This is a genomic window from Pseudoalteromonas shioyasakiensis (genome assembly GCF_024518675.1).
GTDB lineage: Bacteria > Pseudomonadota > Gammaproteobacteria > Enterobacterales > Alteromonadaceae > Pseudoalteromonas > Pseudoalteromonas shioyasakiensis_B.
This window is the reverse complement of record NZ_JANIGL010000010.1, coordinates 58,304-78,622: the sequence shown is the minus strand read 5'-3', so window position 1 is coordinate 78,622 and position 20,319 is coordinate 58,304. Positions and strand designations below refer to the sequence as shown.

At 40.4% G+C, this 20,319-nt stretch carries 27 protein-coding genes; 6 read left to right on the top strand and 21 right to left on the bottom strand.

The window, feature by feature from the left end; translation table 11 throughout:
- The first annotated feature begins 260 nt into the window (after positions 1 to 260).
- Positions 261 to 794: a gamma carbonic anhydrase family protein gene (locus NQT69_RS19000; protein WP_256829232.1), complete on the top strand. Its 534-nt coding sequence runs from the start codon at positions 261 to 263 to the stop codon at positions 792 to 794.
- Here the strand turns inward: NQT69_RS19000 and NQT69_RS18995 are convergent.
- On the bottom strand, positions 791 to 1,045 hold the full coding sequence (locus NQT69_RS18995) for a DUF1488 domain-containing protein (protein ID WP_256829231.1): 255 nt from the start codon (positions 1,043 to 1,045) through the stop codon (positions 791 to 793). The two genes, NQT69_RS19000 and NQT69_RS18995, sit on opposite strands and share 4 nt — an antisense overlap.
- Positions 1,042 to 1,866: a shikimate dehydrogenase gene (gene aroE, locus NQT69_RS18990; RefSeq protein WP_256829230.1), complete on the bottom strand. Its 825-nt coding sequence runs from the start codon at positions 1,864 to 1,866 to the stop codon at positions 1,042 to 1,044. Before aroE ends, NQT69_RS18995 begins: the two co-directional genes overlap by 4 nt.
- 54 nt (positions 1,867 to 1,920) lie before the next feature.
- Here aroE and NQT69_RS18985 point away from each other — a divergent pair, with 54 nt between their 5' ends.
- Entirely contained in the window at positions 1,921 to 2,358 is a 438-nt protein-coding gene (locus NQT69_RS18985; RefSeq protein WP_256829229.1) for a group II truncated hemoglobin, read from the top strand.
- A 40-nt stretch (positions 2,359 to 2,398) separates the two neighbouring features.
- Here NQT69_RS18985 and hemF read toward each other — a convergent pair whose 3' ends face one another.
- From hemF to NQT69_RS18955, 6 genes are all read right to left on the bottom strand, one after another.
- Positions 2,399 to 3,349, bottom strand: coding sequence for an oxygen-dependent coproporphyrinogen oxidase (gene hemF / locus NQT69_RS18980; protein WP_256829228.1), 951 nt, complete (start codon positions 3,347 to 3,349; stop codon positions 2,399 to 2,401).
- A gap of 3 nt (positions 3,350 to 3,352) precedes the next feature.
- Positions 3,353 to 3,919 carry an L-threonylcarbamoyladenylate synthase gene (locus tag NQT69_RS18975; RefSeq protein WP_256829227.1) on the bottom strand — a complete coding sequence of 189 codons (567 nt, stop codon included), beginning with the start codon at positions 3,917 to 3,919 and terminating at the stop codon, positions 3,353 to 3,355.
- A gap of 33 nt (positions 3,920 to 3,952) precedes the next feature.
- The gene (locus tag NQT69_RS18970) at positions 3,953 to 4,525 is read right to left on the bottom strand and encodes a DNA topoisomerase family protein (protein ID WP_256829226.1); all 573 of its coding nucleotides are present in this window, start codon (positions 4,523 to 4,525) and stop codon (positions 3,953 to 3,955) included.
- A 61-nt stretch (positions 4,526 to 4,586) separates the two neighbouring features.
- Positions 4,587 to 5,060, bottom strand: coding sequence for a DUF494 family protein (locus NQT69_RS18965; RefSeq protein WP_256829225.1), 474 nt, complete (start codon positions 5,058 to 5,060; stop codon positions 4,587 to 4,589).
- A gap of 1 nt (position 5,061) precedes the next feature.
- Positions 5,062 to 6,150, bottom strand: a complete 1,089-nt coding sequence (gene dprA / locus NQT69_RS18960; RefSeq protein ID WP_256829224.1) for a DNA-processing protein DprA — start codon at positions 6,148 to 6,150, stop codon at positions 5,062 to 5,064.
- A gap of 29 nt (positions 6,151 to 6,179) precedes the next feature.
- Entirely contained in the window at positions 6,180 to 7,301 is a 1,122-nt protein-coding gene (locus tag NQT69_RS18955; protein ID WP_256829223.1) for a LysM peptidoglycan-binding domain-containing protein, read from the bottom strand.
- Positions 7,302 to 7,418: 117 nt separating this feature from the next.
- On the opposite strand from NQT69_RS18955, the gene def reads away from it, so the two are divergent.
- From def to trkA, 4 genes are read left to right on the top strand one after another with little or no spacing between them, the layout of a single operon-like run.
- Positions 7,419 to 7,928 (top strand): peptide deformylase, encoded by a 510-nt coding sequence (gene def / locus NQT69_RS18950; protein WP_256829222.1) that lies wholly within the window; start codon positions 7,419 to 7,421, stop codon positions 7,926 to 7,928.
- Between the two features lie 18 nt (positions 7,929 to 7,946).
- Positions 7,947 to 8,900 carry a methionyl-tRNA formyltransferase gene (fmt, locus tag NQT69_RS18945; protein WP_256829221.1) on the top strand — a complete coding sequence of 318 codons (954 nt, stop codon included), beginning with the start codon at positions 7,947 to 7,949 and terminating at the stop codon, positions 8,898 to 8,900.
- The gene (gene rsmB / locus NQT69_RS18940) at positions 8,893 to 10,182 is read left to right on the top strand and encodes a 16S rRNA (cytosine(967)-C(5))-methyltransferase RsmB (protein WP_256829220.1); all 1,290 of its coding nucleotides are present in this window, start codon (positions 8,893 to 8,895) and stop codon (positions 10,180 to 10,182) included. The genes fmt and rsmB overlap by 8 nt, the downstream gene beginning before the upstream one ends.
- Positions 10,183 to 10,190: 8 nt before the next feature.
- Entirely contained in the window at positions 10,191 to 11,567 is a 1,377-nt protein-coding gene (gene trkA, locus NQT69_RS18935; protein ID WP_256829219.1) for a Trk system potassium transporter TrkA, read from the top strand.
- Between the two features lie 89 nt (positions 11,568 to 11,656).
- Here the strand turns inward: trkA and NQT69_RS18930 are convergent, their stop codons facing one another.
- The 13 genes from NQT69_RS18930 to pepQ all read right to left on the bottom strand — a co-directional run bounded on the left by NQT69_RS18930 (position 11,657) and on the right by pepQ (position 20,244).
- Positions 11,657 to 11,872, bottom strand: a complete 216-nt coding sequence (locus NQT69_RS18930; RefSeq protein ID WP_256829218.1) for an EF-hand domain-containing protein — start codon at positions 11,870 to 11,872, stop codon at positions 11,657 to 11,659.
- 68 nt (positions 11,873 to 11,940) lie between these two features.
- Positions 11,941 to 12,153, bottom strand: coding sequence for a calmodulin (locus tag NQT69_RS18925; RefSeq protein WP_256829217.1), 213 nt, complete (start codon positions 12,151 to 12,153; stop codon positions 11,941 to 11,943).
- 144 nt (positions 12,154 to 12,297) lie between these two features.
- The gene (locus NQT69_RS18920; RefSeq protein WP_256829215.1) at positions 12,298 to 12,510 is read right to left on the bottom strand and encodes a calmodulin; all 213 of its coding nucleotides are present in this window, start codon (positions 12,508 to 12,510) and stop codon (positions 12,298 to 12,300) included.
- An 81-nt stretch (positions 12,511 to 12,591) separates the two neighbouring features.
- Positions 12,592 to 12,804 carry an EF-hand domain-containing protein gene (locus NQT69_RS18915; RefSeq protein WP_256829214.1) on the bottom strand — a complete coding sequence of 71 codons (213 nt, stop codon included), beginning with the start codon at positions 12,802 to 12,804 and terminating at the stop codon, positions 12,592 to 12,594.
- Positions 12,805 to 13,288: 484 nt separating this feature from the next.
- Positions 13,289 to 13,753 carry an OsmC family protein gene (locus tag NQT69_RS18910; protein ID WP_256829213.1) on the bottom strand — a complete coding sequence of 155 codons (465 nt, stop codon included), beginning with the start codon at positions 13,751 to 13,753 and terminating at the stop codon, positions 13,289 to 13,291.
- 13 nt (positions 13,754 to 13,766) lie between these two features.
- Complete coding sequence (locus tag NQT69_RS18905) at positions 13,767 to 14,186, bottom strand: GNAT family N-acetyltransferase (RefSeq protein WP_256829212.1); 420 nt, start codon at positions 14,184 to 14,186, stop codon at positions 13,767 to 13,769.
- Positions 14,187 to 14,226: 40 nt separating this feature from the next.
- Complete coding sequence (locus NQT69_RS18900; RefSeq protein ID WP_256829211.1) at positions 14,227 to 14,817, bottom strand: DUF998 domain-containing protein; 591 nt, start codon at positions 14,815 to 14,817, stop codon at positions 14,227 to 14,229.
- Between the two features lie 149 nt (positions 14,818 to 14,966).
- On the bottom strand, positions 14,967 to 15,179 hold the full coding sequence (locus NQT69_RS18895; RefSeq protein ID WP_256829209.1) for a calmodulin: 213 nt from the start codon (positions 15,177 to 15,179) through the stop codon (positions 14,967 to 14,969).
- Between the two features lie 122 nt (positions 15,180 to 15,301).
- Complete coding sequence (locus NQT69_RS18890) at positions 15,302 to 15,514, bottom strand: EF-hand domain-containing protein (protein ID WP_256829208.1); 213 nt, start codon at positions 15,512 to 15,514, stop codon at positions 15,302 to 15,304.
- Positions 15,515 to 15,972: 458 nt separating this feature from the next.
- Complete coding sequence (locus NQT69_RS18885) at positions 15,973 to 16,653, bottom strand: flagellar brake domain-containing protein (RefSeq protein WP_256829207.1); 681 nt, start codon at positions 16,651 to 16,653, stop codon at positions 15,973 to 15,975.
- Positions 16,654 to 16,737: 84 nt separating this feature from the next.
- Positions 16,738 to 18,189: a TrkH family potassium uptake protein gene (locus tag NQT69_RS18880; RefSeq protein ID WP_256829206.1), complete on the bottom strand. Its 1,452-nt coding sequence runs from the start codon at positions 18,187 to 18,189 to the stop codon at positions 16,738 to 16,740.
- 48 nt (positions 18,190 to 18,237) lie between these two features.
- The gene (locus NQT69_RS18875; protein WP_256829205.1) at positions 18,238 to 18,852 is read right to left on the bottom strand and encodes a YigZ family protein; all 615 of its coding nucleotides are present in this window, start codon (positions 18,850 to 18,852) and stop codon (positions 18,238 to 18,240) included.
- A 69-nt stretch (positions 18,853 to 18,921) separates the two neighbouring features.
- Positions 18,922 to 20,244, bottom strand: coding sequence for a Xaa-Pro dipeptidase (gene pepQ / locus NQT69_RS18870; protein ID WP_256829204.1), 1,323 nt, complete (start codon positions 20,242 to 20,244; stop codon positions 18,922 to 18,924).
- Positions 20,245 to 20,319 lie beyond the last annotated feature (75 nt).

Genomic DNA, 20,319 nt, shown 5'->3' with positions numbered 1-20,319 from the left:
AGTTTTACTTAACACTCTGAGTAGCTCATGCCCCGCTATGCGTTGCGCTCTGCCGTCTCAGTGGGGTCGCATTATAGGGAGAACAGATTTTTACGCAAGCGTTTTTTAAAGAAAACTTGAAATAAAGTACTGTTCGTTCGATTTACGACCGAAACACCTTAAAACAGCTAGTTTAGTAGTCAATTCACTTCCTCTCTGGCCATTTTGTAAGCTCTACTGCTATCATCAGTTTTAATAGCTTTTATTTTATTAGGTGTTCTATGACTATCCGTTCTTATAAAGGAGTTACTCCTACTTTTACTCAATCTGTCTATATAGATGAATCGGCAGTATTGGTCGGTGATATCATATTGGGTGATCACAGCAGTGTTTGGCCATTAGTTGCTGCTCGCGGTGACGTTAACTATATCCGCATTGGTGAACGCACTAATATACAAGATGGCAGCGTGTTGCATTTAACTCGCTCAAGTAAAAGCAACCCAGACGGTTATCCACTGATTATTGGCGATGATGTTACAGTTGGTCATAAAGTAATGTTACACGGCTGTCGTTTGGGTAATCGTATCTTAGTTGGTATGGGCGCTATTGTTATGGATAATGCTATTGTCGAAGATGATGTAATAATTGGAGGTGGTTCTTTAGTGCCGCCAAATAAACGTTTAGAATCGGGCTACCTTTATGTTGGTAGCCCTGTAAAGCAAGCTCGCCCCTTAACAGAGCAAGAACTTAGCTTTTTAAAAATCTCTGCAAATAACTATGTTGAGCTAAAAGACGAGTATTTAGCAGAAAGCTAAGTAAGTGCCTTTATCTCTATTTTCCCTGCTGAGTTATACTCTTCATCTTCGATAAGTTGCTCAGCAAGCTCTTCATAATCAAAACGCAGTGATTCAAAATGTTGTTTTGCTGCTGTCATATCTGAGATTGATAAGCTTTGCGTATTCACAATACACTCAACCATGAGTCCACTAACTTGCGCATAAAAGGTTAATAGCTGAGTTTGCTCATTAAACTCAACTCTGTCTATAAATTGAATAGCTTGATTCATGTAAGCTCCCCTGCTTTTAATGCACTAACTACGGGTAATATCTCTGGCATCTTATTGCGCCACACATAATATGCTTGTGCGGCTTGACCTACTAACATACCACTGCCATCTAAAACTGAAATATTGGCTTTATAGTCTTGTGCCCATTGCATAAATAAAGTGTTTTTAAGCGAATAAAACATATCATAAACACAATCACAGCCACTAAGGTGCTTAGTATCAAGCGCAGGTAGCTCACCAAGCATACTACTAGATGTTGAGTTTACAATTAGCGAGTAATCACTTACTGGCAAATCATCAAAACCATAACCGGTTACTTTTCCATATTGTGCAAATAATTCAGCAAGCGCTTTAGCTTTTGCCGCAGTACGATTTACAATAACAATTTCACTAGGCTGCTGAGCTAATAGCGGTAACACCACACCACGGGCTGCACCACCAGCACCAATCAGCAAAATACGCTTATCTTTTATTGCTACTTTATTTGCAAGCAAGTCATTCACAAAGCCTACGCCATCGGTGTTATCACCCAGTAAACGACCGTCAGCTAGTAATTTAATGGTATTCACTGCGCCAACGATAGTTGCAAGTTCAGTACGCTCATCAACTAACTCAAAAGCTTGTTCTTTAAATGGCATGGTCACATTCGCTCCTAGACCACCTTGTGCAAAAAACTCGGTGACTGATTTTTTAAAGCCATCAATCGGTGCTAATATTGCACGGTAGTCAATTTGTTCACCCAATGAGACTGCAAATTGCGTATGTATAGCGGGTGATTTTGAGTGTTCGATTGGGTTTCCAAAAACCGCGTATTTGTCCATGTTCAAGCAACCTCTTTGCACAGTAAACAACTGTTAATTAACGATGATAAAATTATGATTAGACGACTTTTCTCAAAATCGAAACCAGTAGAGCCGCAACAAGCCCCTACACCAGAAAAAACACCATACCAGATGATGGGCGGTGAACAAGGAGCACGTGCGCTGTCTGATAGATTCTACGATATTATGGCGAGCGATGAATACGCTAAACCGTTATATGATATGCATCCTCAACCATTAGACCGTATACGCCAAGTGTTTTTTGAATTTTTATCTGGTTGGTTAGGTGGACCAGACTTATTTGTCGAAAAGCACGGCCACCCTATGCTAAGAAAGCGCCATATGCCATTCCCGATTGATCAGGACTTGCGCGATCAATGGATGCATTGCATGAATAAAGCTCTGGATGAGCAAATTGACAACCCATTACTGCGTGAAGGGCTACGTAAATCACTTGAGCAACTAGCTAGTCATATGATTAACCAGCATTAAGCACAAAAGGCGCTTTATTAGCGCCTAACATGATTTAAACTTATAACTGCCAGTCTCTGGCAATTAAGTCACTTGGCGAAGTATTTAGCCACTCTTGAGGACGTAAATAATATTGATATAACTGAGCTTCCGCACTATTTGACTCAGGTTTATAATTGTACTCCCAGCGTGCCAGAGGTGGCATCGACATTAATATTGATTCGGTTCGTCCACCGGTTTGCAAACCAAACAAGGTTCCTCTATCCCACACTAGATTAAACTCAACATAGCGGCCACGGCGGTATAACTGAAAGTCACGCTGTTGCTGGTTGTATTCATCATTTTTACGTCGTTCAATGATAGGTAAGTAGGCATCTAAAAAACCATTACCAACAGCTTGCATAAAGGCGAAGCTCTTTTCAAACCCATGTGCATTGAGATCATCAAAGAATAAGCCACCAACGCCACGGGTTTCGTCGCGGTGTTTGATATAAAAATATTCATCACACCACTTTTTATATTTCGGGTATACGTCATCACCAAATGGCGCACAAAGGTCACTAGCAACTTGGTGCCAATGCTTAACATCATCAAACACTGGGTAAAATGGTGTTAAATCAAAACCACCACCAAACCACCAAATAGGCTCTTCGCCATCTTTTTCAGCAATAAAGAAACGGACATTAGCGTGACTAGTTGGAATATGTGGATTTTTTGGGTGAATAACTAATGATACGCCACAAGCATGAAAGCTACGGCCAGCAAGTTCAGGGCGATGCGCTGTTGCAGATGCAGGCATTGATGCACCAAAAACGTGCGAATAGTTAACACCACCTTGCTCTATCACATTACCATCACGTATTACTCGAGTCCGGCCACCGCCGCCCTCTGCACGTTGCCATGAATCTTCAACAAATTTTGCCTTACCGTCGGCTTGCTCTAAACCTTGGCAGATACTGTCTTGCAACGCCATTAAATAGCTTTTTACTTGTTCGAGTAGATCACTGTGCATTGCTTATCCTCTAAATACCTTACCTGTCATTACATCTTTGATTGTGCTTGGTTGTGTGTTGCCACCCAGCGGCTCATCAACATAAAAAGCCACCTGTTCTGCAAATTCGCTTTTAGCCATGGCAATGCTAGTAACCGTATCTTGTCCCGATAAGTTTGCACTGGTTGAAACCAAAGGCTTACCTAAATCCTGACATAACCGCTTTACCGTTGGGTGATTGGTAACACGTACAGCAATAGTATCAAACTGGCCTGTTAACCATTTTGGCGTGGTTTTAGCTGCGGGCATAACCCAAGTAATCGCACCAGGCCAGCTAGAGAAAATATCTGCACGCTTATCCATTGGAATTTTTGCATCATCAATATACTTTAATAACTGACCGTAATTATCTGCTATTAAAATCAGCCCCTTTTCTACTGGGCGCTGCTTAATTGCTAATAAGCTTTCTACGGCTTGTTGATTATCTGGGTCACAACCTAAGCCAAATACAGCTTCTGTTGGGTAAACAATTACACCACCTTGCTTTAATGCCTCAATAGCAGTTAAAGGTGAAGAGTTTGGATCTGTCACACAAATCTCCAAATACAATAAAGTTTAAGCGTGTTACTCACTGACTGTAATTTTATGTGAGCAACTTTTCTGTGGGCATTGTAACACAACACTATTAGCCATTTGTTTTTGCATCATCACTGGCCATTGGCATTGGGGACAAATATGCTCAATCGGTTTGTGGTTAAGGGTGTATTTACAACTTGGGTAGCTATCGCACGAGAAAAAAGTTTTGCCAAATTTATTGCTACGTGCAACTAGTTGACCTTTTTTACATTTAGGGCAAGCGGGTAGCACTTCTTCATCGGGTTCTTTTTCATCATGAACAATATAATGGCACTGGGGGTAACCCGTACAACCAATAAACATACCGTAACGGCCATTTTTCACCACCAGCGGGTTACCGCATTCAGGGCATGGGCTATCATCAAGTACTTTAATTTGTTGTGTATCGTGCTGAGCCAACGGACGAATAAAATCACACTTTGGGTAGCTAGCACAACCGAGAAAAGGGCCGCTTTTACTATTACGGATCACTAATTCAGAACCACACTGAGGGCAAACTTCGTATTCTTTTTCGAGGGCATGCTGGTTAGCAGAGAAAAGCGAATGATCTATTTTACTCATGTGATTCCAAAGCAGTTGGCTAATTTTCGCCTAATATACCCAAACTAATTAAAGATACAAGTTAATGTAATACCTCGGCAGACTCATCAAAAATAAGATCTTCCATTTGTGAATAAGCAAGCTCAGAGCCTGGCACATTAAACAATACCATCAACACAACCCATTTTAAGTCATCAAGGCCAATATAAGGTTTGTCTAAAGCAAATAATCGGTCCATTACCATTTCTCGGGTTACATTATTAATAACCCCTATTTGCTCTACAAACATTAAAAAGCCTCGACACTCGGTACTAAGCATCTGACATTCGCTATCAGTAAAGATTCGTACGGCATGCTGCGGGTAGGCATTTAAATAGGGCACTTCGTCACTATGTTGTAAGTCAGCAAGTTGCTCAAGCCAATCAAGAGCTTTATAAATTTCAGGTTTATTAAAACCTGCACGTAATAGCTCGTCGGTGAGCTCATTTTGCTCTACAAAAATTTCAGCTTCACTGTGGATATAATTTTCAAACAAATACATAAGAATATCGAACATATTATGTTGCTCCTAACTTGATATAGCCGTCTAAAACCCGCTCGACTTTGTCGTCTAATTCAAGATCAAGTAAACGAGTTTGCACTTTGTCAATCGGCAACTCACAGCGCCGAGCAATTACATCAACTGGTGTTACTTCAAAACCGACACTTTTAAGCACAATACATTCAGACTCATTTTCAATCGGCTCTTCTATATTATATAGACTGTTTTCGTTAAAAAAGCTCACTTCTTCTAAGATATCACTGACATTTTCGACTAACTTTGCCCCCTGCTTTATTAAAAAATGGCTTGCTTGTGAAAGCGGGTTTTTAATTGAGCCGGGTACTGCAAAGACTTCTTTATTTTGCTCTAGTGCGTAGCGTACCGTAATGAGAGAACCACTTTTAATCTCAGCCTCTACAATCAAGACTCCTAACGAGAGCCCTGAAATAATGCGGTTGCGTCGAGGGAAGTTATTCGCATTAGCGGCAGTACCTGGTAAAAACTCACTGACCAACAGACCACTTTTTAATACTTGCTCTGTTAATAATCTATGGCGCTTAGGGTAGTAAATATCAACCCCGGTACCTAGTACTGCAATTGTGTTTCCTGTACCCGCTAAAGCTCCTTTATGAGCAGCGCCATCTATACCTAATGCCATCCCTGAAGTTACAGTAAAACCTGCAGCAGTTAATTGGTGGGCAAATTGCGCAGCTATTTCAAGACCAATTGGTGTCGCATTGCGACTACCTACTATGGCAATTTGCGGGCTCAGTAATAACTCACTGTTACCACGACAAAATAATAATAATGGAGCGCTGGCAATTTCTTTTAATAAAGGTGGATAGTGTGTATCAAAATAGCTTATGACTTGAATATCTGCTTGGTTGATTAGGGTTTCGTATTGTTTAACTTGCGCCCAATCTATCGCACATAAGTTAGTGGCAACCTGCTGATTTAAACCCATTGCAAGTAACTGCTCATGAGAAAGGGTAAATATATCTGCTAAGGGTAACTTTTGCGCTAAGGCAAGTAAGGTTTTAACGCCTAGGCCTTTACATAAATAAAAAGCAAGCCAATGAGTTAGCTTGCCGTAAGACTGTTCCATGCTCTCTCCTTAGAGCACTCAAACCTGTATTAATTTATAACTGCAAAATCACCGACGCGGATTGGGTGCTGATTTTTTACGATTAAGGCATAGCTAACGTTGTCATATACTTTAAACACCATTAACTCACCGACTTTTTCTTTAGGCATATGCCAAACTGTAGCGTCTTCATCAGCTTCAACACCAAAAAACTCACTGGTATCTGTAATCAGCTTTTCCAAACTATTTGAGTCTTCTTTATATCGTGGGCCATTGCGACCATCAAATACCGTTGGAGATTGACGCTCTATATCTAAAATATGACCAGGTTCAACTTGCTGATCAGTACCTAAGTTTAGCACTACAATATCCATTGTGCTAAATTCTCGCAACTCATTTATAGAGGCAATTATGTTGCCTTCTAATACTTGCTCTGGGCGCTTCATAGTAAAAAAGGCAGGAAGCGCTTGCCCTTCCATCGCTGGTAGCAAGAAATCTGTTGAGCGGACCTCTTGTTTGACACTCTCAATCCGAACTGACGCCGGAATACCATTTTCGACATCTCCACCACGAAATGCTCTACCAATACCCACTAGCACTGATTTATAAGCTAAGACTTCATCGCTATTGATATCTTTATAAGCGTCACCTTTTCGATAAATGGCATAGCTTTCGTGCTGTTTTAAATTTCCTTTTACATACACAATATGCCCTTTGGTGTTCATTTTAGTATTCTCATTTGCGCCTAATATGTATGGCTTATCAGCAATATCATCACCACTAATTGCTTGCTCATAAGTCAAATAAGGGCGCAGTAGTTCAAGTGGCAATGTCGGTATTGCATTCTTACCTTTTGGCGTTATTCGCCCCTGCGGAGAAAGTTTTTTGTAACCAGTATTGATAACTAATCGCGGGTTTCCGTGCTCGTCATATATTAAAGACAGTGCATCACCGGGATAAATTAAGTGTGGGTTATTAATTTGCGGATTCATTTGCCAAAGTTCTGGCCATAACCATGGTTCGCTCAAATAAATAGCAGAAATATCCCATAAAGTGTCGCCTTTTTTCACAACATATTGTTTAGGCGCATCTTTTTTTATAGATAACACGTCTGCATAAGACGAAAAAGCAGTGCTTAATGTAAGCAATGCCGCTAAAAAAGGGTATTTCATTTGGCTTCCTTGTGGTGTTTTTTCATTATTATTAACCAAAACCTGTTAAAGGTGAACGCGAATGGCTAAAATAAGAGCATACAATACCCTATATTATGCACAAGTGAAAAGGTTACTATGGCTAGGTTAGAAGTTTTAAGATTTCCAGATGAGCGTTTACGTACAATAGCTAAAGACGTTACACAAGTTGACGACCAAGTGCGCCAAATTGTTAAAGACATGCTGGAAACTATGTATGATGAAAACGGCATTGGACTAGCCGCAACACAAGTTGATATTCATCAACGTATTGTGGTGATCGATGTCTCTGAAGAACGCAACGAACCATTGGTTTTAATTAACCCTGTTATTACCAAGCAAGATGGCGCAACAGTGAGTGAAGAAGGCTGTTTATCAGTACCGCACTCTTACGCAAAAGTAGATCGCGCAGAAACCGTTACCATTACCGCACTCAATGAACAAGGCGAAGAATTTAGCCTTGATGCTGACGAGCTGTTAGCTATTTGCATTCAACATGAGCTTGATCACCTTAAAGGTAAGCTATTTATCGATTATTTATCGCCGTTAAAGCGTCAACGTATTCGTAAAAAGCTTGAAAAAGAAGCTAAATTTGCAGCACAGTCATAAGCACCTTAGGAAAACTCAGTGACAAAACCACTACGCATTATTTTTGCAGGTACGCCGGATTTTGCAGCGCGCCATTTACAAGCCCTTATCGATTCTGAGCACCAAATTGTAGGTGTTTATAGTCAACCAGACCGCCCCGCTGGGCGTGGTAAAAAGCTTAAAGCCAGCGAAGTAAAAGAGTTGGCTTTAGCTAATCAGTTAGCTATTTTTCAACCTGCTTCATTGAAAACTGACGATGCCCTTGCTGAATTAAGCAGCTTGAATGCAGATATCATGATCGTCGTTGCGTACGGACTATTACTGCCTAAAGCAATTTTAGAGGCTCCTCGCCTTGGTTGTTTAAATGTCCACGGCTCAATTTTACCACGCTGGCGTGGTGCAGCGCCGATTCAGCGCGCAATTTGGGCCGGCGACGATGAAACTGGCGTAACGATAATGCAAATGGACGAAGGGTTAGATACCGGTGATATGCTACATATTAGCCGCTGCCCTATTGCAACCACTGAAACCAGCGCCAGCTTATACACTAAACTGGCTGAATTAGGGCCAACGGCACTTGTCGAAACCATAGCCAAATTAGCCAATGGTGAGATAACCCCACAAGTACAAGATGACGAACAGGCGAATTACGCTAAAAAACTCTCTAAAGACGAAGCGAATATAGATTGGTCTATGGATGCAATACAAATTGAGCGAAATATTCGTGCATTCAACCCTTGGCCCGTGTGCTTTACCAAAATGGGTGAAAACACGGTAAAAATTTATCAAGCCGATGTGGTTGAACAACAAGGAACACCAGGGACTATTTTACACAGTGACAAACACGGTGTTGTTGTCGCTTGTGGCACACACGCACTCAAAATAACCCAATTACAGCCGCAAGGTAAAAAGCCAATGGCAGTAACAGACTTTTTAAACGGGCGCTCAGACTGGGTAACCCCTGGCACACAAATAGGCGAAATCAATGAGTAATGTCAGGGCGCTTGCCGCCGAAACTTTATATAACGTAGTAGACAAAGGTGCATCCCTCAATCAGGAGCTGCCTTTTGCTAGCCAAGGTTTATCACCTAAAGATAAAGCCTTATTGCAACAAATTTGCTATGGCGTACTTCGTTATTTACCCAGTTTAGAAAATTATTGCCAACATTTGGTTGAGCAGCCTCTCAAAGGAAAGCGCCGTATTTTTCAGTTTTTGTTGTATGTGGGTATTTACCAACTACAACATATGCGGGTGCCACCCCATGCCGCAATTAGTGAAACAGTCAATGCTTTAGCACAGCTTAGAGCGCTTGGCCTAAAAGGTCTGATCAACGCTATTTTACGTAGCTTTCAACGCCAACAAAGTGAACTTGAAGAAAAAGCCAAGCAAATCCCAGTATGTTTATACAACCACCCAAACTGGTTTATCAAGCAAGTTAAAGAAGCCTACCCTGAACAATGGGAACAAATTTTAGAGGCGAATCAGCTACAAGCTCCTATGTGGTTGCGTGTGAATCAAGCGCAGTACAGTACCGCTCAATACAGTGAAATGCTAAGCGCAAATGATATTGAACACACTGTAAACCCTGACTTTGTTGATGGTATTAAACTTGATAAGCCGCGCGATGTGTTCTCACTACCTGAATTTGATACTGGCGCTTGCTCAGTGCAAGATGCTGCAGCCCAACTAGCTGCACGCTTGTTAGACCCAAAAGATGATGATCACATACTTGATGCCTGTGCAGCGCCTGGCGGTAAAACCTGTCATATTTTAGAACTCGCCGATGCTGATGTATTAGCGCTAGACAGCGATGCAACCCGCCTTGAACGCGTAAAGCAAAACTTAACGCGTATCGGTTTAGGCGCAGATTTACAGTGTGCCGATGCATCACAGCCACATACATGGTGGGATGAGCAACAGTTTGACCGCATTTTGTTAGATGTACCTTGCTCTGCAACCGGCGTTATTCGCCGTCACCCAGATATAAAATGGCTACGTCGAGCATCCGATATTAACGACTTGGCTGCGCTACAGGGTGATATTTTAGATAGCATCTGGCCATTATTAAAACCAGGTGGCACATTAATTTATGCAACCTGCTCAGTATTACCACAAGAGAATCAACAGCAAGTTGCTAAGTTTTTAGCAAACAACACTGATGTTGAGCATATACCGCTACATGATAACGACACCGCTACAAACCCAGGCCTGCAATTACTGCCTGGTGAGAGTGACGGTTTCTATTATGCCAAGCTTATAAAAAAAATCGCATAAGATAGCCAATGAAAATAATCATACTCGGCGCCGGACAAGTAGGCGGCACACTCGCTGAAAATTTGGTAGGTGAACAAAACGAAATAACAGTTGTTGATATTGATGGCAACCGTTTACGTGAGTTACAAGACAAATACGACCTACAAGGTGTTACTGGCCACAGCGCTCATCCCGATGTATTACGCAGAGCCGGTGCTGAAGACGCCGATATGATCATTGCAGTTACCAGCTCAGACGAAGTCAATATGGTGGCCTGCCAAGTGGCTTACAGTATTTTTAATACACCCACTAAAATTGCCCGTATTCGTTCTGAGCAATATCTAAAGTACCGTGAAAAGCTATTCCAAAACGATGATTTACCGGTTGATCACTATATTGCGCCTGAGCAATTGGTGACTAAGTATATTCGCCGTTTAATCGATTACCCCGGCGCTTTACAAGTATTACAATTTGGCGATGGTATGTTGTCGTTAGTGGCTGTAAAAGCGTACTACGGCGGGCTGTTGGTGGGTTATGCTCTATCAGCCTTAAAAGAGCATATTCCCAATGTTGAAACCCGTGTTGCAGCTATTTATCGTCAAGGTAAAGCAATTAAACCTCTGGGCACAACTGTGATAGAAGCCGATGATGAAGTATTCTTCCTTGCGGCGACAAAGCATATTCGCGCGGTAATGAATGAGTTACAGAAGCTTGAACGTTCGTATAAAAAAATAATGATTGCCGGCGGCGGTAATATAGGTGCAGGCCTTGCCCGCTCTTTAGAGAAAAACCACAGTGTAAAACTGCTTGAACGCAGTAAAGAGCGAGCTGAACAACTTTCAGAAATGCTTGATAATACAGTGGTGTTTTGCGGCGACGCCTCTGATCAAGAGCTTCTTTCAGAAGAACATATCGAGCAAGTTGACGTGTTTATCGCGGTAACGAACGATGATGAAGCAAATATTATGTCAGCCATGCTAGCAAAACGCATGGGGGCACAAAAAACCATGGTGCTGATCCAGCGCGGCGCATACGTAGATTTAGTGCAAGGCGGCGAAATAGACATAGCGATATCGCCACAACAAGCCACAATCTCAGCATTACTTACTCATGTACGCCGTGGTGACATTGTTAATGTTTATTCATTACGTAAAGGTGCTGCAGAAGCAATTGAAGCGGTAGCCCATGGCGACGAACATACCTCAAAAGTAGTTGGTCGCGCTATTGCTGATATCAAGCTCCCAGCAGGTACCACCATTGGCGCCATAGTACGTAACGACGATGTACTCATAGCCCATGACGATACCATCATCCATTCTGGCGACCACGTTATCATGTTCTTAATCGATAAAAAGCACATCACTGTCGTTGAAAAACTATTCCAAGTTAGCGCCATATTCTTGTAATGCTAAAAAAGCAGCTTTACCTATTTTATAGGTAAAGCTGCTTTAACGTATATGAAGTGAAATTACCGTATTTTCAATTACAAACAGTACTACTGTACTTTAGAGAACTCTTCTTTTGAAAGTTCGCCATTTTGGTCAGTATCTAACGCCGAAAAAATTTCAACCAGTTGCGCATTCACAGAGGCTTCTTTTTGGCTAATTACGCCATCGCCATCAGTATCGAATGTGTCGAAGCTCACAGCAGCAAAAGCAGCTGATGAAGTTGCAAGGGCAATAATAGCGAGTGTTGTATTAATATGTTTCATAATCAGTATCCTAATAAATAAAGGGTAAGAAATCCTTTTCAGAGATCCATTATGCGATAAAATTCACATTAAGCTTCTGAAAACTCTTGTTTTGAAAGCTCACCATTACCATCGGCATCAAGCTCTGTAAACTTACTCATTAATGCAGCATCCACCGATGCTTCACTTTGACTAATAGCACCATTGCCATCTACGTCTAAGGTATCGAAATCTGTTGCAGCAAACGTTGCTGATGAAGATGCAAGGGCGATAAGTGCAAATGTTTTATTTAATGTTTTCATATTTATATTCCTTCACTGTTTAACAAAAAAGTTTTATAAAAAATGGTTTGAATCCTTGCTATCCTTTGTCATAGGCTCCTTGCCTATTTAGGTTGTCTTGGGCAACTCAGAATCTAAATAGCTAAAACGATCAGCTGACTGCCATTAGGCTTTAGCAAACTCTTCTTTAGAAAGCTCACCATTTTGATCAGTGTCTAGTTCCATAAATTTTGCTGAGATAGCCGCATCGACTGATGCTTCTTGCTGACTAATTGTGCCACTGCCATCAACATCTAAAGTGTCAAAGTCTGTGCCCGCAAAAGCGGCTGATGAAGATGCAAGCGCGATAAGTGCAAATGTTTTATTTAATGTGTTCATAATAAAGTTCCTTCAATTTCTATCTGTTAGTGCTTGAATTAGTAAGAGTGGAAATCCTTTTCTAAGATCCCTGTGGCTCTATTAAGCCTTTGAAAACTCTTCTTTAGAAAGTTCGCCGTTACCATCGGTATCCAGCTCTGTGAATTTACTCATTAATGTAGCATCTACTGACGCTTCACTTTGGCTGATAACACCATTGCCATCTACGTCAAGCGTATCGAAATCGGTAGCAGCAAATGCCGCTGATGAAGAAGCTAGTGCGATAAGTGCTAAGGTTTTATTTAATGTGTTCATAATCAATCTTCCTTCAAAGTTTATGTACGATGCGATTAAAAGCTTAACCACGTTTTCGTTTCATTCGAGTTAACTATTACAACTTCGATGCCAAGATTAATAAAACAATAAAAAACAGACAGTTAAGACATTAAATAACAACAAATATGATTTTTTACTGAAATATATGTTGCTGTTTTGCAACACCACACTCCCACTAAAAATAAAAACGCTTATTTTCAAAGGGTTAGAATTAATAAAAAAGACACAATATTTAATAAAGGATAGTTAAAACTGTTTTCTTAGCTGAAATGGAGGTAAACGTTTGCTGAACAGCATTTTTAAAAGAAATTAGCCAAATTATTTTCAAAGGTTAAGATACTGATTATTAATTGGTTTTAAGTTTAATTTATAAATTTTTATAATTTAATAAAGTATATTTGCGAAATAGGTAGGGTTTGTTGCAAATAAGCGAAAGCAGTGATTTAAATCACTGCATTTTATTTTACAAAACAACCTCAGTAGTCACTTTGGTCTTTACTGAATTAGCAATAAAACATAGTTCATGTGCTTGATGATGCATTTCTTCAAGCTGCTCCGCTGTTGCTTGTTCACCAGAGAACTTAACGCACGGCTTTAATACAACTTCAGTCATAGCCATACGGTTATCAACCCCTTTTTCCATTACGCCAACAGCATTATCGGTATAACTCTGAACCACAAACCGCTTTTTTGCAGCGATTGATAAAAAGAACAACATATGACAACTCGAAAGTGAGGCTACAAAGGCTTCTTCGGGGTCAACATTTTCAGCAACTGAGTAAGGTAATGGCACAATATGTGGCGATGACGAGGCTTCAATGGCCGCACCACCATCAAACTGCCACTGATGACCTCGGCTATATTTATTATCTATAAACGATTCGCTAGGGCTGCGTGACCAAGTCACTTTCGCACTATACTCAGACATTAGAACTCCCGCCTTATATAAATTTACACATCCCGCAGCCTAATACTGTATTAGGTCTATCACGGTAACTATAACGATTATAAAAACTCTCCCGCCCTTTAACTGAAAACAACCCTACCGTTGCACCTTTTTTTGCTATGCCCGATAAGTATTCTTCAATATTATCCATAATTAATGTGCCTATACCTTGCCCTTGTAAGTCAGGACTGACAACCACATCTTGAACATAAAAGAACAAACCTCCATCACCAATTACGCGACCCATACCAATCAGTCGCTGTTTTTGACGGATCACGACATGAAATAGTGAGTTATGCAAACTAATACTTGCCATCTGCTCATCGACCTCACCCCATCCTACTTTTTCTCTCAAAAAAATATATTCTTCAATGGTCGGTGCGTTAAATTCCACTTTTAATTTATCGTCTAGCATTAAATATGGCCCCTACACCCAGATACTAAAAACAGTAAACTTAAATAGTTAATGAAAAAGCGCTTAGCCAAATTAACTGCACACCATATGCTAGCCTTTGAAAAGCCCCTGCATTTGTGCGCTGTTTAAATGCTTTAGCTAGTCTGAAGCTAAAATAACAGGTGACACAAACAGTGCAGGCTGAAAATCCCCTAAAGCTAATGGGCAGGTAATCACTTATAGCGATTAAAATTGGCGCGATCAATAACGACAACAACATAACCAAGCCTGCCCAGGAATGGATTTGGCAAGTTATAGAGGGCGTTTTAATATAAGGGTCTGCATCCATGGGGAAATACCCAGCGACCCAAGTTCCTATACCATGGATAATAGATAGCCAACCCACTGAAGCAACTAAAAAAGGGACGTTTTCAAGATTAATTACATACCAGCCAAAAGCGCAAAAAAGTATGCCTAATGGGTAGTTGTTTATAAGGGGCGATAATTTTTCAGTCGCACTTCCTGTTGCGCCGAGCTCACTGCAAAACTGTTTTTTATGATTATAACCAGGGTAGCGCTTAGCTACAATAAAAACACCAATTACAATCCAAACACTTGCGATAAGTGCAGTATAAGCTAATAACTCAAACATAATTTACTTCCATGTGTAGTCAAAACTACCATGATAATAAACTCGTTCAGTGACCTTGTATACTTGACCTATTAAAGATGAAAAAAGCAGCCTGGGGTTGGCTGCTTTAATTTTGGGTAAAATCCGTTTTGAGTAGGTGAATGATAAACTTATGCGTTATCGAACTCTTGTTTTGATAACTCTCCATTACCATCAGTATCAAGCTCAGCAAATGTTGCTGAGGTAATACCACCCATTGATGCTTCTTGCTGGCTAAGTGCGCCACTGCCATCAATATCTAATTCATCGAAGTCAGCAGCCGCAAAAGCCGCAGATGAAGATGCAAGTGCAATAAGTGCGAATGTTTTGTTTAATGTATTCATAATATAATCCTTCAATGTACTATCAAAAAAATGCTTAAACTTTAGTTCCACTATCCTTGCTATCCTTTGTCATGAGCTCCTTGCCCACTTAGATTCTCATTGGCAACTCAGGATAAGCTCAGTTATGCTTTCGAATATTCTTCTTTTGATAACTCACCGTTACCATCAGTATCAAGCTCAGCAAACTTGCTTAGAAGCTCAGTATCAACCGATGCTTCATTTTGACTAATTGCACCACTGCCGTCGATATCCAACGTATCAAAATCTGTCCCTGCGAATGCTACTGATGATGAAGCTAATGCAATAAGAGCTAATGTTTTATTTAACGTATTCATAATTATATTCCTTCAAGTTATGGTTGCGACTTAATCTCGCGTTTCGTTTGTTCACGATGACTATTACAACTTCGGTGCCAACATTATAAAAACCATTAATATCAGCCTGTTACATTGCTTTTTGGGAGTCTATTGATTTTCAAAGCATGAAATTGTTGCTTTTTAGCAACAGTTTCATGGAGGTGTTATTATTTTTAACTTAATTCAAATAGTTAGCAGGAAGTTAAAAGATACAAAAAATCATTAAAATGGATTAAACAGCTTAAAATGAGTCGATTAAATGAAGAAATCAATAAGAAAACGATAACCTATTACAACAACAAGCTAAAAACAAAAAATAAAAGCACTTAATAAACATGACGATACAATTTATTTAGAAAGGGGCAAGTATGGAACTCGTTGCAATTTATAAGTATGCGCAAATTTGTTGCAAAATAGCGAATATCATCAATGTCAGCTCACACTAAAGGCTCTAAAACAGAGAGGTCGATAAAATGGTCTTTCATAAACTTTTTCATTTCATCTTCGCTGGCATGAAGCTGAACCCCAAACTGTACATGGGTCGCTAAACTGCGAACACTACAAATTTCTCCGCTAAACTCCCGCATTCCTTGATTCTCTTTATTGAGCAAAATATTACATTGAGTGTTTTTAGTAGCAGATAAATCGTCTTTACTTTTTATCTCAAACATTACCCCCGTCGCAGAGATATCCTTGATGATCCCTTGCTGTTCGCGATCATCACTAAACTTAATTGCAGCTGGGAGTAATGTTGGTATACGAGTGTGCGAACGTAAACTAAACATCTGCACTTGTTTTGGAAAGTTTAAAAATATTAATTTTGCAGGGTGAGAGGCAACCGACATCACTTGTTGACGAAAAGCAATCACCTGCCCACCGCCACTTTCAAGCACCGCCCTGATTATAAGCACCACACCATCTTGAAGATACTCACCTGCATTAGGTAAGCGTCGAACCGATGGGTAATTAAGGACAATAAAACGATCATTAAGAAGTCCAACGAACTCTGTTTTTACTCGCTTGCTGTCTGTTGGCGTTAATATTTCAACATCAACAATGGTTCCGGCAGTAATAAGCGCAAGCTTTTCTAAATTAAGTTGCAGTTTCGTTTTTGGCATTCCCTTTCACCATATTTTATATATTGACCAAGTTATTATATTAACCCAACTACAGGCTTAACAACGATAACCCAAAAGTCTGAACTAACCACGCCAAAATGTTGGTGTAAATAGCACAAGCAAAGTAAATATTTCTAGCCGACCAAACACCATAGCAATGGTTAATAGCCACTTAGCAGTATCGCTGATAGCTCCATAATGGCTTGCCACTTCGCCCAACCCAGGGCCTAAATTATTTAAGCAAGCAGCTGTCGCTGAGAAGGCTGTAATGTTGTCCATACCGGTTCCCATTAGTGCCAGCATAATAATCACAAACACTAAGGCATACGCCGAGAAAAATCCCCACACTGCTTCAACCACTTTGTCTGGCAACGCTTTACGGCCTAACTTTATTGAATAAATAGCGCGAGGATGAACTAATCGATTGAGTTCACGCACACCTTGTAAATACAGTAAAAATACCCGCACAACCTTCATACCACCACCGGTTGAGCCCGCACAGCCACCAATGAAGCTCGAAAATATTAATAAGATGGGTAAAAATAACGGCCAAGCAGAAAAGGTATCCGTGGCAAAGCCAGCTGTTGTACTCATTGATACTGCTTGAAACAAGGCTTGGTCCAGTGTTTTATCACCGTTTTCGTAGATGTTATTAGATGACAAAACAGTAAAACATACGACAACCAGTGCTAGTTGAATAAATAAAAATACTTTAAATTCTGGATCGCGAATATAAACTTGTAAATTGCGACTCGCAACAGCGGCATAGTGCAGCGTAAAGTTAACCGCAGCAATAATTAAAAACACCACACAAATAAAATTAATTAATGGGCTATTAAAGTGCCCCATTGATGCATCATAAGTTGAAAAACCACCTATTGCGATGGTTGAAAACGCATGGCAAATAGCATCAAACCAATCCATTCCAGCTGCCCAATATGCCAGCATACATGTGATAGTTAAAGACACATAAATATACCAAAGGTGCTTCGCTGTATCGGCTATACGTGGAGTCATTTTAGAATCTTTAACCGGGCCTGGAATTTCGGCGCGGTATAGCTGCATGCCACCAACACCAAGCATAGGTAAAATAGCAACAGCAAGTACGATGATCCCCATACCGCCCAGCCACTGTAACTGTTGACGATAAAATAAAACAGATTTAGGAAGGTATTCGATACCCGTTAATACCGTGGCTCCTGTGGTAGTCAGGCCTGAGAATGCTTCAAATACGGCATCTGCCAAGGATAAGTTAGGCTCTTGTAAGAATATAAGAGGAATTGAAGCGAATGCCCCTAACACGAGCCAAAACAGCACCACAATTAAAAAGCCTTCGCGCGCTTTTAGATCTCCCCGTTGCTGTCGGTTCGGATAGTATGCCATTAAGCCAATAACAACACTAAAGATAAACGCTAAAACGAAAGGGACACCACCACCATCTTTGTATATCAGCGATACAACAGCTGGCGGCACCATAGTTATACTAAACAGTACAACAAGTTGGCCAAGAATTTTTATTATAGTACGAAATTGCATTGAGCTATCGCTTAGTTAGGTTTTTGTTATTAACTGTTGGTTATTGTCTTACTGTTTAACTTTTAACTCAACCGCCCCATGGCTCAAATCATAAATATCTTTAATAGCCTGAGTGGCTTCGCGGCTATCTATAGTAATACCCCATTCAATATTAGCAGTAAATTGCTTTTCTATATTAAGTACTTGGTATTTAGTTTTTAATAATTGTTCAATAGCGCCTTGCACAGCATAATCACTAACCCCTGTAAGCTCCACACTGGGTACTTTAGTCACAGTTGCTAGCTTTACCAACGCGTTATTCAATGAGCCGCCATAAGCTCGCACTAAACCACCAGTCCCCAACTTAATCCCGCCAAAATAACGGGTAACAACTGCTGTAATTTCACCCAAGCCAGAGCCCACTAATACATTTAACATTGGTTTACCTGCAGTGCCATTGGGTTCACCATCATCTGAAAACCCATACACATGGCTGCCACCAGGGTTTCCAGCAACATGCGCCCAACAGTTATGTCGTGCATCGGCGTATTTTTCTTCGATACTTTTAATAAATGCTTTCGCCGCATCAAGATCAGGAGTGTGTGCAATATGCACTATAAAAGTGCTTTTTTTTATTTCTTCTTGATGAAACACATCCGCTGCGGGATATTTATATTCTGACATTTTTTAACTAACCAAATACTCAACCAAAAAAATGGGGCCAACAGGCCCCTTATCTTGCTTCTTTATCACTTAATCTAAGTGTAAGTCGCGAGTCATATTCTCTAAGCTATCTTCGTGAACTATGATGTTATCTTCGATACGAATACCACCAAAAGGTTTAAACGCATCAACTTTTTCCCAGTTAATAAACTGCTTGTTATCTGTTTGCGCTAAATCGCCTAACAATGAATCAATAAAATATAAACCAGGCTCAATAGTAAACACTTGGTTTTTTTCTATTAAACGAGTACAGCGTAAGAACGGATGGCCTTCTGGTGGTGCTTGATGCTTACCACTTTCATCTGCCATAAAGCCGCCCATATCGTGGACTTGCAAACCAAGGTGGTGACCAAGACCATGCGGGAAGAAGGTTGAAGTAATACCGCGTTCTACAATCTCATCTGCTGATAACTTAACAATATTAAAGTCACTCAGTACTTGCGCCACACGTTGGTGACAATCAAGGTGTAGCTCACCATATAATAAGCCCGGCTTTAACGCATTACCTAATGCAATTTGGTGCTCAGTCATAACGTTAATCAAATCGGCAAACTCACCCGATTTTTTAAAGTCATAAGTACGAGTAATATCAGCGGCATAACCATTAAAGTTAGCACCAGCATCGATTAAGAACGATTTATGCTCTTTAGGCGTCACAGGATCAAAGTGGGTATAATGCAAAATAGCGCAATTTTCGTTAAGTGCAACGATGTTACCATAGGGCATTTCGTTTTCACTTTGACGTGTCGCAACCAGATAAGCTTGCTGAATATCAAACTCAGAACCGCCATTAAAGAAAGTATCGCGCGCTGCTTTATGACCATCTACTGCAATACGATTTGCTTGGCGTAAACACTCAAGCTCGTACTGTGTTTTATATGCACGATGATAGTTAAAGTAATTTATTACAGGCTCTGGGTTCATAACACTAAAACCCAGTGCTTGAGCTACTTCTAAATATTCACCGATATACGCATACTTTTCTTTATCGTAAGGTAGTAGTTTTTCAACTTGATCAGGCTTAAGCAATAGCTCGATATCAAAGTAATCAGCCCAAAAATCTCTTGGCTCATCAGGTACTTTATGCCAAAAATCAACGGGGCGATAAAAAATTAATTTTGGTTTATCGCTGCCATTTACCACAATCCAGCAATGAGGGTTATCGATGACCGGTAACCAAGCTTTAAAATGAGGATTAACTTTAAACGGGTAATACATATCGTCTAAAAACTGGCGTTTAGCTTGACCTGAGTGGATCACTAAACCTTCTAAACCTTCACGATCAATAATAGTACGAGTACGCTGTTGCAGTGTTGCAATATGTTCGGCGTATGAAACGGCTAATTTATCCATAGTAAACCCATCTGTTAAATTTAACTTGTGTGAGAGTCTACCATAGACTCATTTATACCCAAACTACCTAAAGGT

What these genes read in the sequence shown, in the direction of transcription:
- NQT69_RS18910 (WP_256829213.1), bottom strand. Translation starts at nt 13,753, where the DNA reads ATGTCTGAGTATAGTGCGAAAGTGACTTGGTCACGCAGCCCTAGCGAA.
- NQT69_RS18880 (WP_256829206.1), bottom strand. Translation starts at nt 18,189, where the DNA reads ATGCAATTTCGTACTATAATAAAAATTCTTGGCCAACTTGTTGTACTG.
- NQT69_RS18925 (WP_256829217.1), bottom strand. Translation starts at nt 12,153, where the DNA reads ATGAAAACATTAAATAAAACATTTGCACTTATCGCCCTTGCATCTTCA.
- hemF (WP_256829228.1), bottom strand. Translation starts at nt 3,349, where the DNA reads ATGCACAGTGATCTACTCGAACAAGTAAAAAGCTATTTAATGGCGTTG.
- NQT69_RS18970 (WP_256829226.1), bottom strand. Translation starts at nt 4,525, where the DNA reads ATGAGTAAAATAGATCATTCGCTTTTCTCTGCTAACCAGCATGCCCTC.
- dprA (WP_256829224.1), bottom strand. Translation starts at nt 6,150, where the DNA reads ATGGAACAGTCTTACGGCAAGCTAACTCATTGGCTTGCTTTTTATTTA.
- NQT69_RS18890 (WP_256829208.1), bottom strand. Translation starts at nt 15,514, where the DNA reads ATGAATACGTTAAATAAAACATTAGCTCTTATTGCATTAGCTTCATCA.
- def (WP_256829222.1), top strand. Translation starts at nt 7,419, where the DNA reads ATGGCTAGGTTAGAAGTTTTAAGATTTCCAGATGAGCGTTTACGTACA.
- NQT69_RS18875 (WP_256829205.1), bottom strand. Translation starts at nt 18,852, where the DNA reads ATGTCAGAATATAAATATCCCGCAGCGGATGTGTTTCATCAAGAAGAA.
- pepQ (WP_256829204.1), bottom strand. Translation starts at nt 20,244, where the DNA reads ATGGATAAATTAGCCGTTTCATACGCCGAACATATTGCAACACTGCAA.
- NQT69_RS18900 (WP_256829211.1), bottom strand. Translation starts at nt 14,817, where the DNA reads ATGTTTGAGTTATTAGCTTATACTGCACTTATCGCAAGTGTTTGGATT.
- NQT69_RS18995 (WP_256829231.1), bottom strand. Translation starts at nt 1,045, where the DNA reads ATGAATCAAGCTATTCAATTTATAGACAGAGTTGAGTTTAATGAGCAA.
- NQT69_RS18985 (WP_256829229.1), top strand. Translation starts at nt 1,921, where the DNA reads ATGATTAGACGACTTTTCTCAAAATCGAAACCAGTAGAGCCGCAACAA.
- rsmB (WP_256829220.1), top strand. Translation starts at nt 8,893, where the DNA reads ATGAGTAATGTCAGGGCGCTTGCCGCCGAAACTTTATATAACGTAGTA.
- NQT69_RS18920 (WP_256829215.1), bottom strand. Translation starts at nt 12,510, where the DNA reads ATGAACACATTAAATAAAACATTTGCACTTATCGCGCTTGCATCTTCA.
- NQT69_RS18895 (WP_256829209.1), bottom strand. Translation starts at nt 15,179, where the DNA reads ATGAATACATTAAACAAAACATTCGCACTTATTGCACTTGCATCTTCA.
- NQT69_RS18915 (WP_256829214.1), bottom strand. Translation starts at nt 12,804, where the DNA reads ATGAACACATTAAATAAAACCTTAGCACTTATCGCACTAGCTTCTTCA.
- NQT69_RS18885 (WP_256829207.1), bottom strand. Translation starts at nt 16,653, where the DNA reads ATGCCAAAAACGAAACTGCAACTTAATTTAGAAAAGCTTGCGCTTATT.
- trkA (WP_256829219.1), top strand. Translation starts at nt 10,191, where the DNA reads ATGAAAATAATCATACTCGGCGCCGGACAAGTAGGCGGCACACTCGCT.
- NQT69_RS18905 (WP_256829212.1), bottom strand. Translation starts at nt 14,186, where the DNA reads ATGCTAGACGATAAATTAAAAGTGGAATTTAACGCACCGACCATTGAA.
- NQT69_RS18930 (WP_256829218.1), bottom strand. Translation starts at nt 11,872, where the DNA reads ATGAAACATATTAATACAACACTCGCTATTATTGCCCTTGCAACTTCA.
- NQT69_RS19000 (WP_256829232.1), top strand. Translation starts at nt 261, where the DNA reads ATGACTATCCGTTCTTATAAAGGAGTTACTCCTACTTTTACTCAATCT.
- NQT69_RS18965 (WP_256829225.1), bottom strand. Translation starts at nt 5,060, where the DNA reads ATGTTCGATATTCTTATGTATTTGTTTGAAAATTATATCCACAGTGAA.
- NQT69_RS18955 (WP_256829223.1), bottom strand. Translation starts at nt 7,301, where the DNA reads ATGAAATACCCTTTTTTAGCGGCATTGCTTACATTAAGCACTGCTTTT.
- aroE (WP_256829230.1), bottom strand. Translation starts at nt 1,866, where the DNA reads ATGGACAAATACGCGGTTTTTGGAAACCCAATCGAACACTCAAAATCA.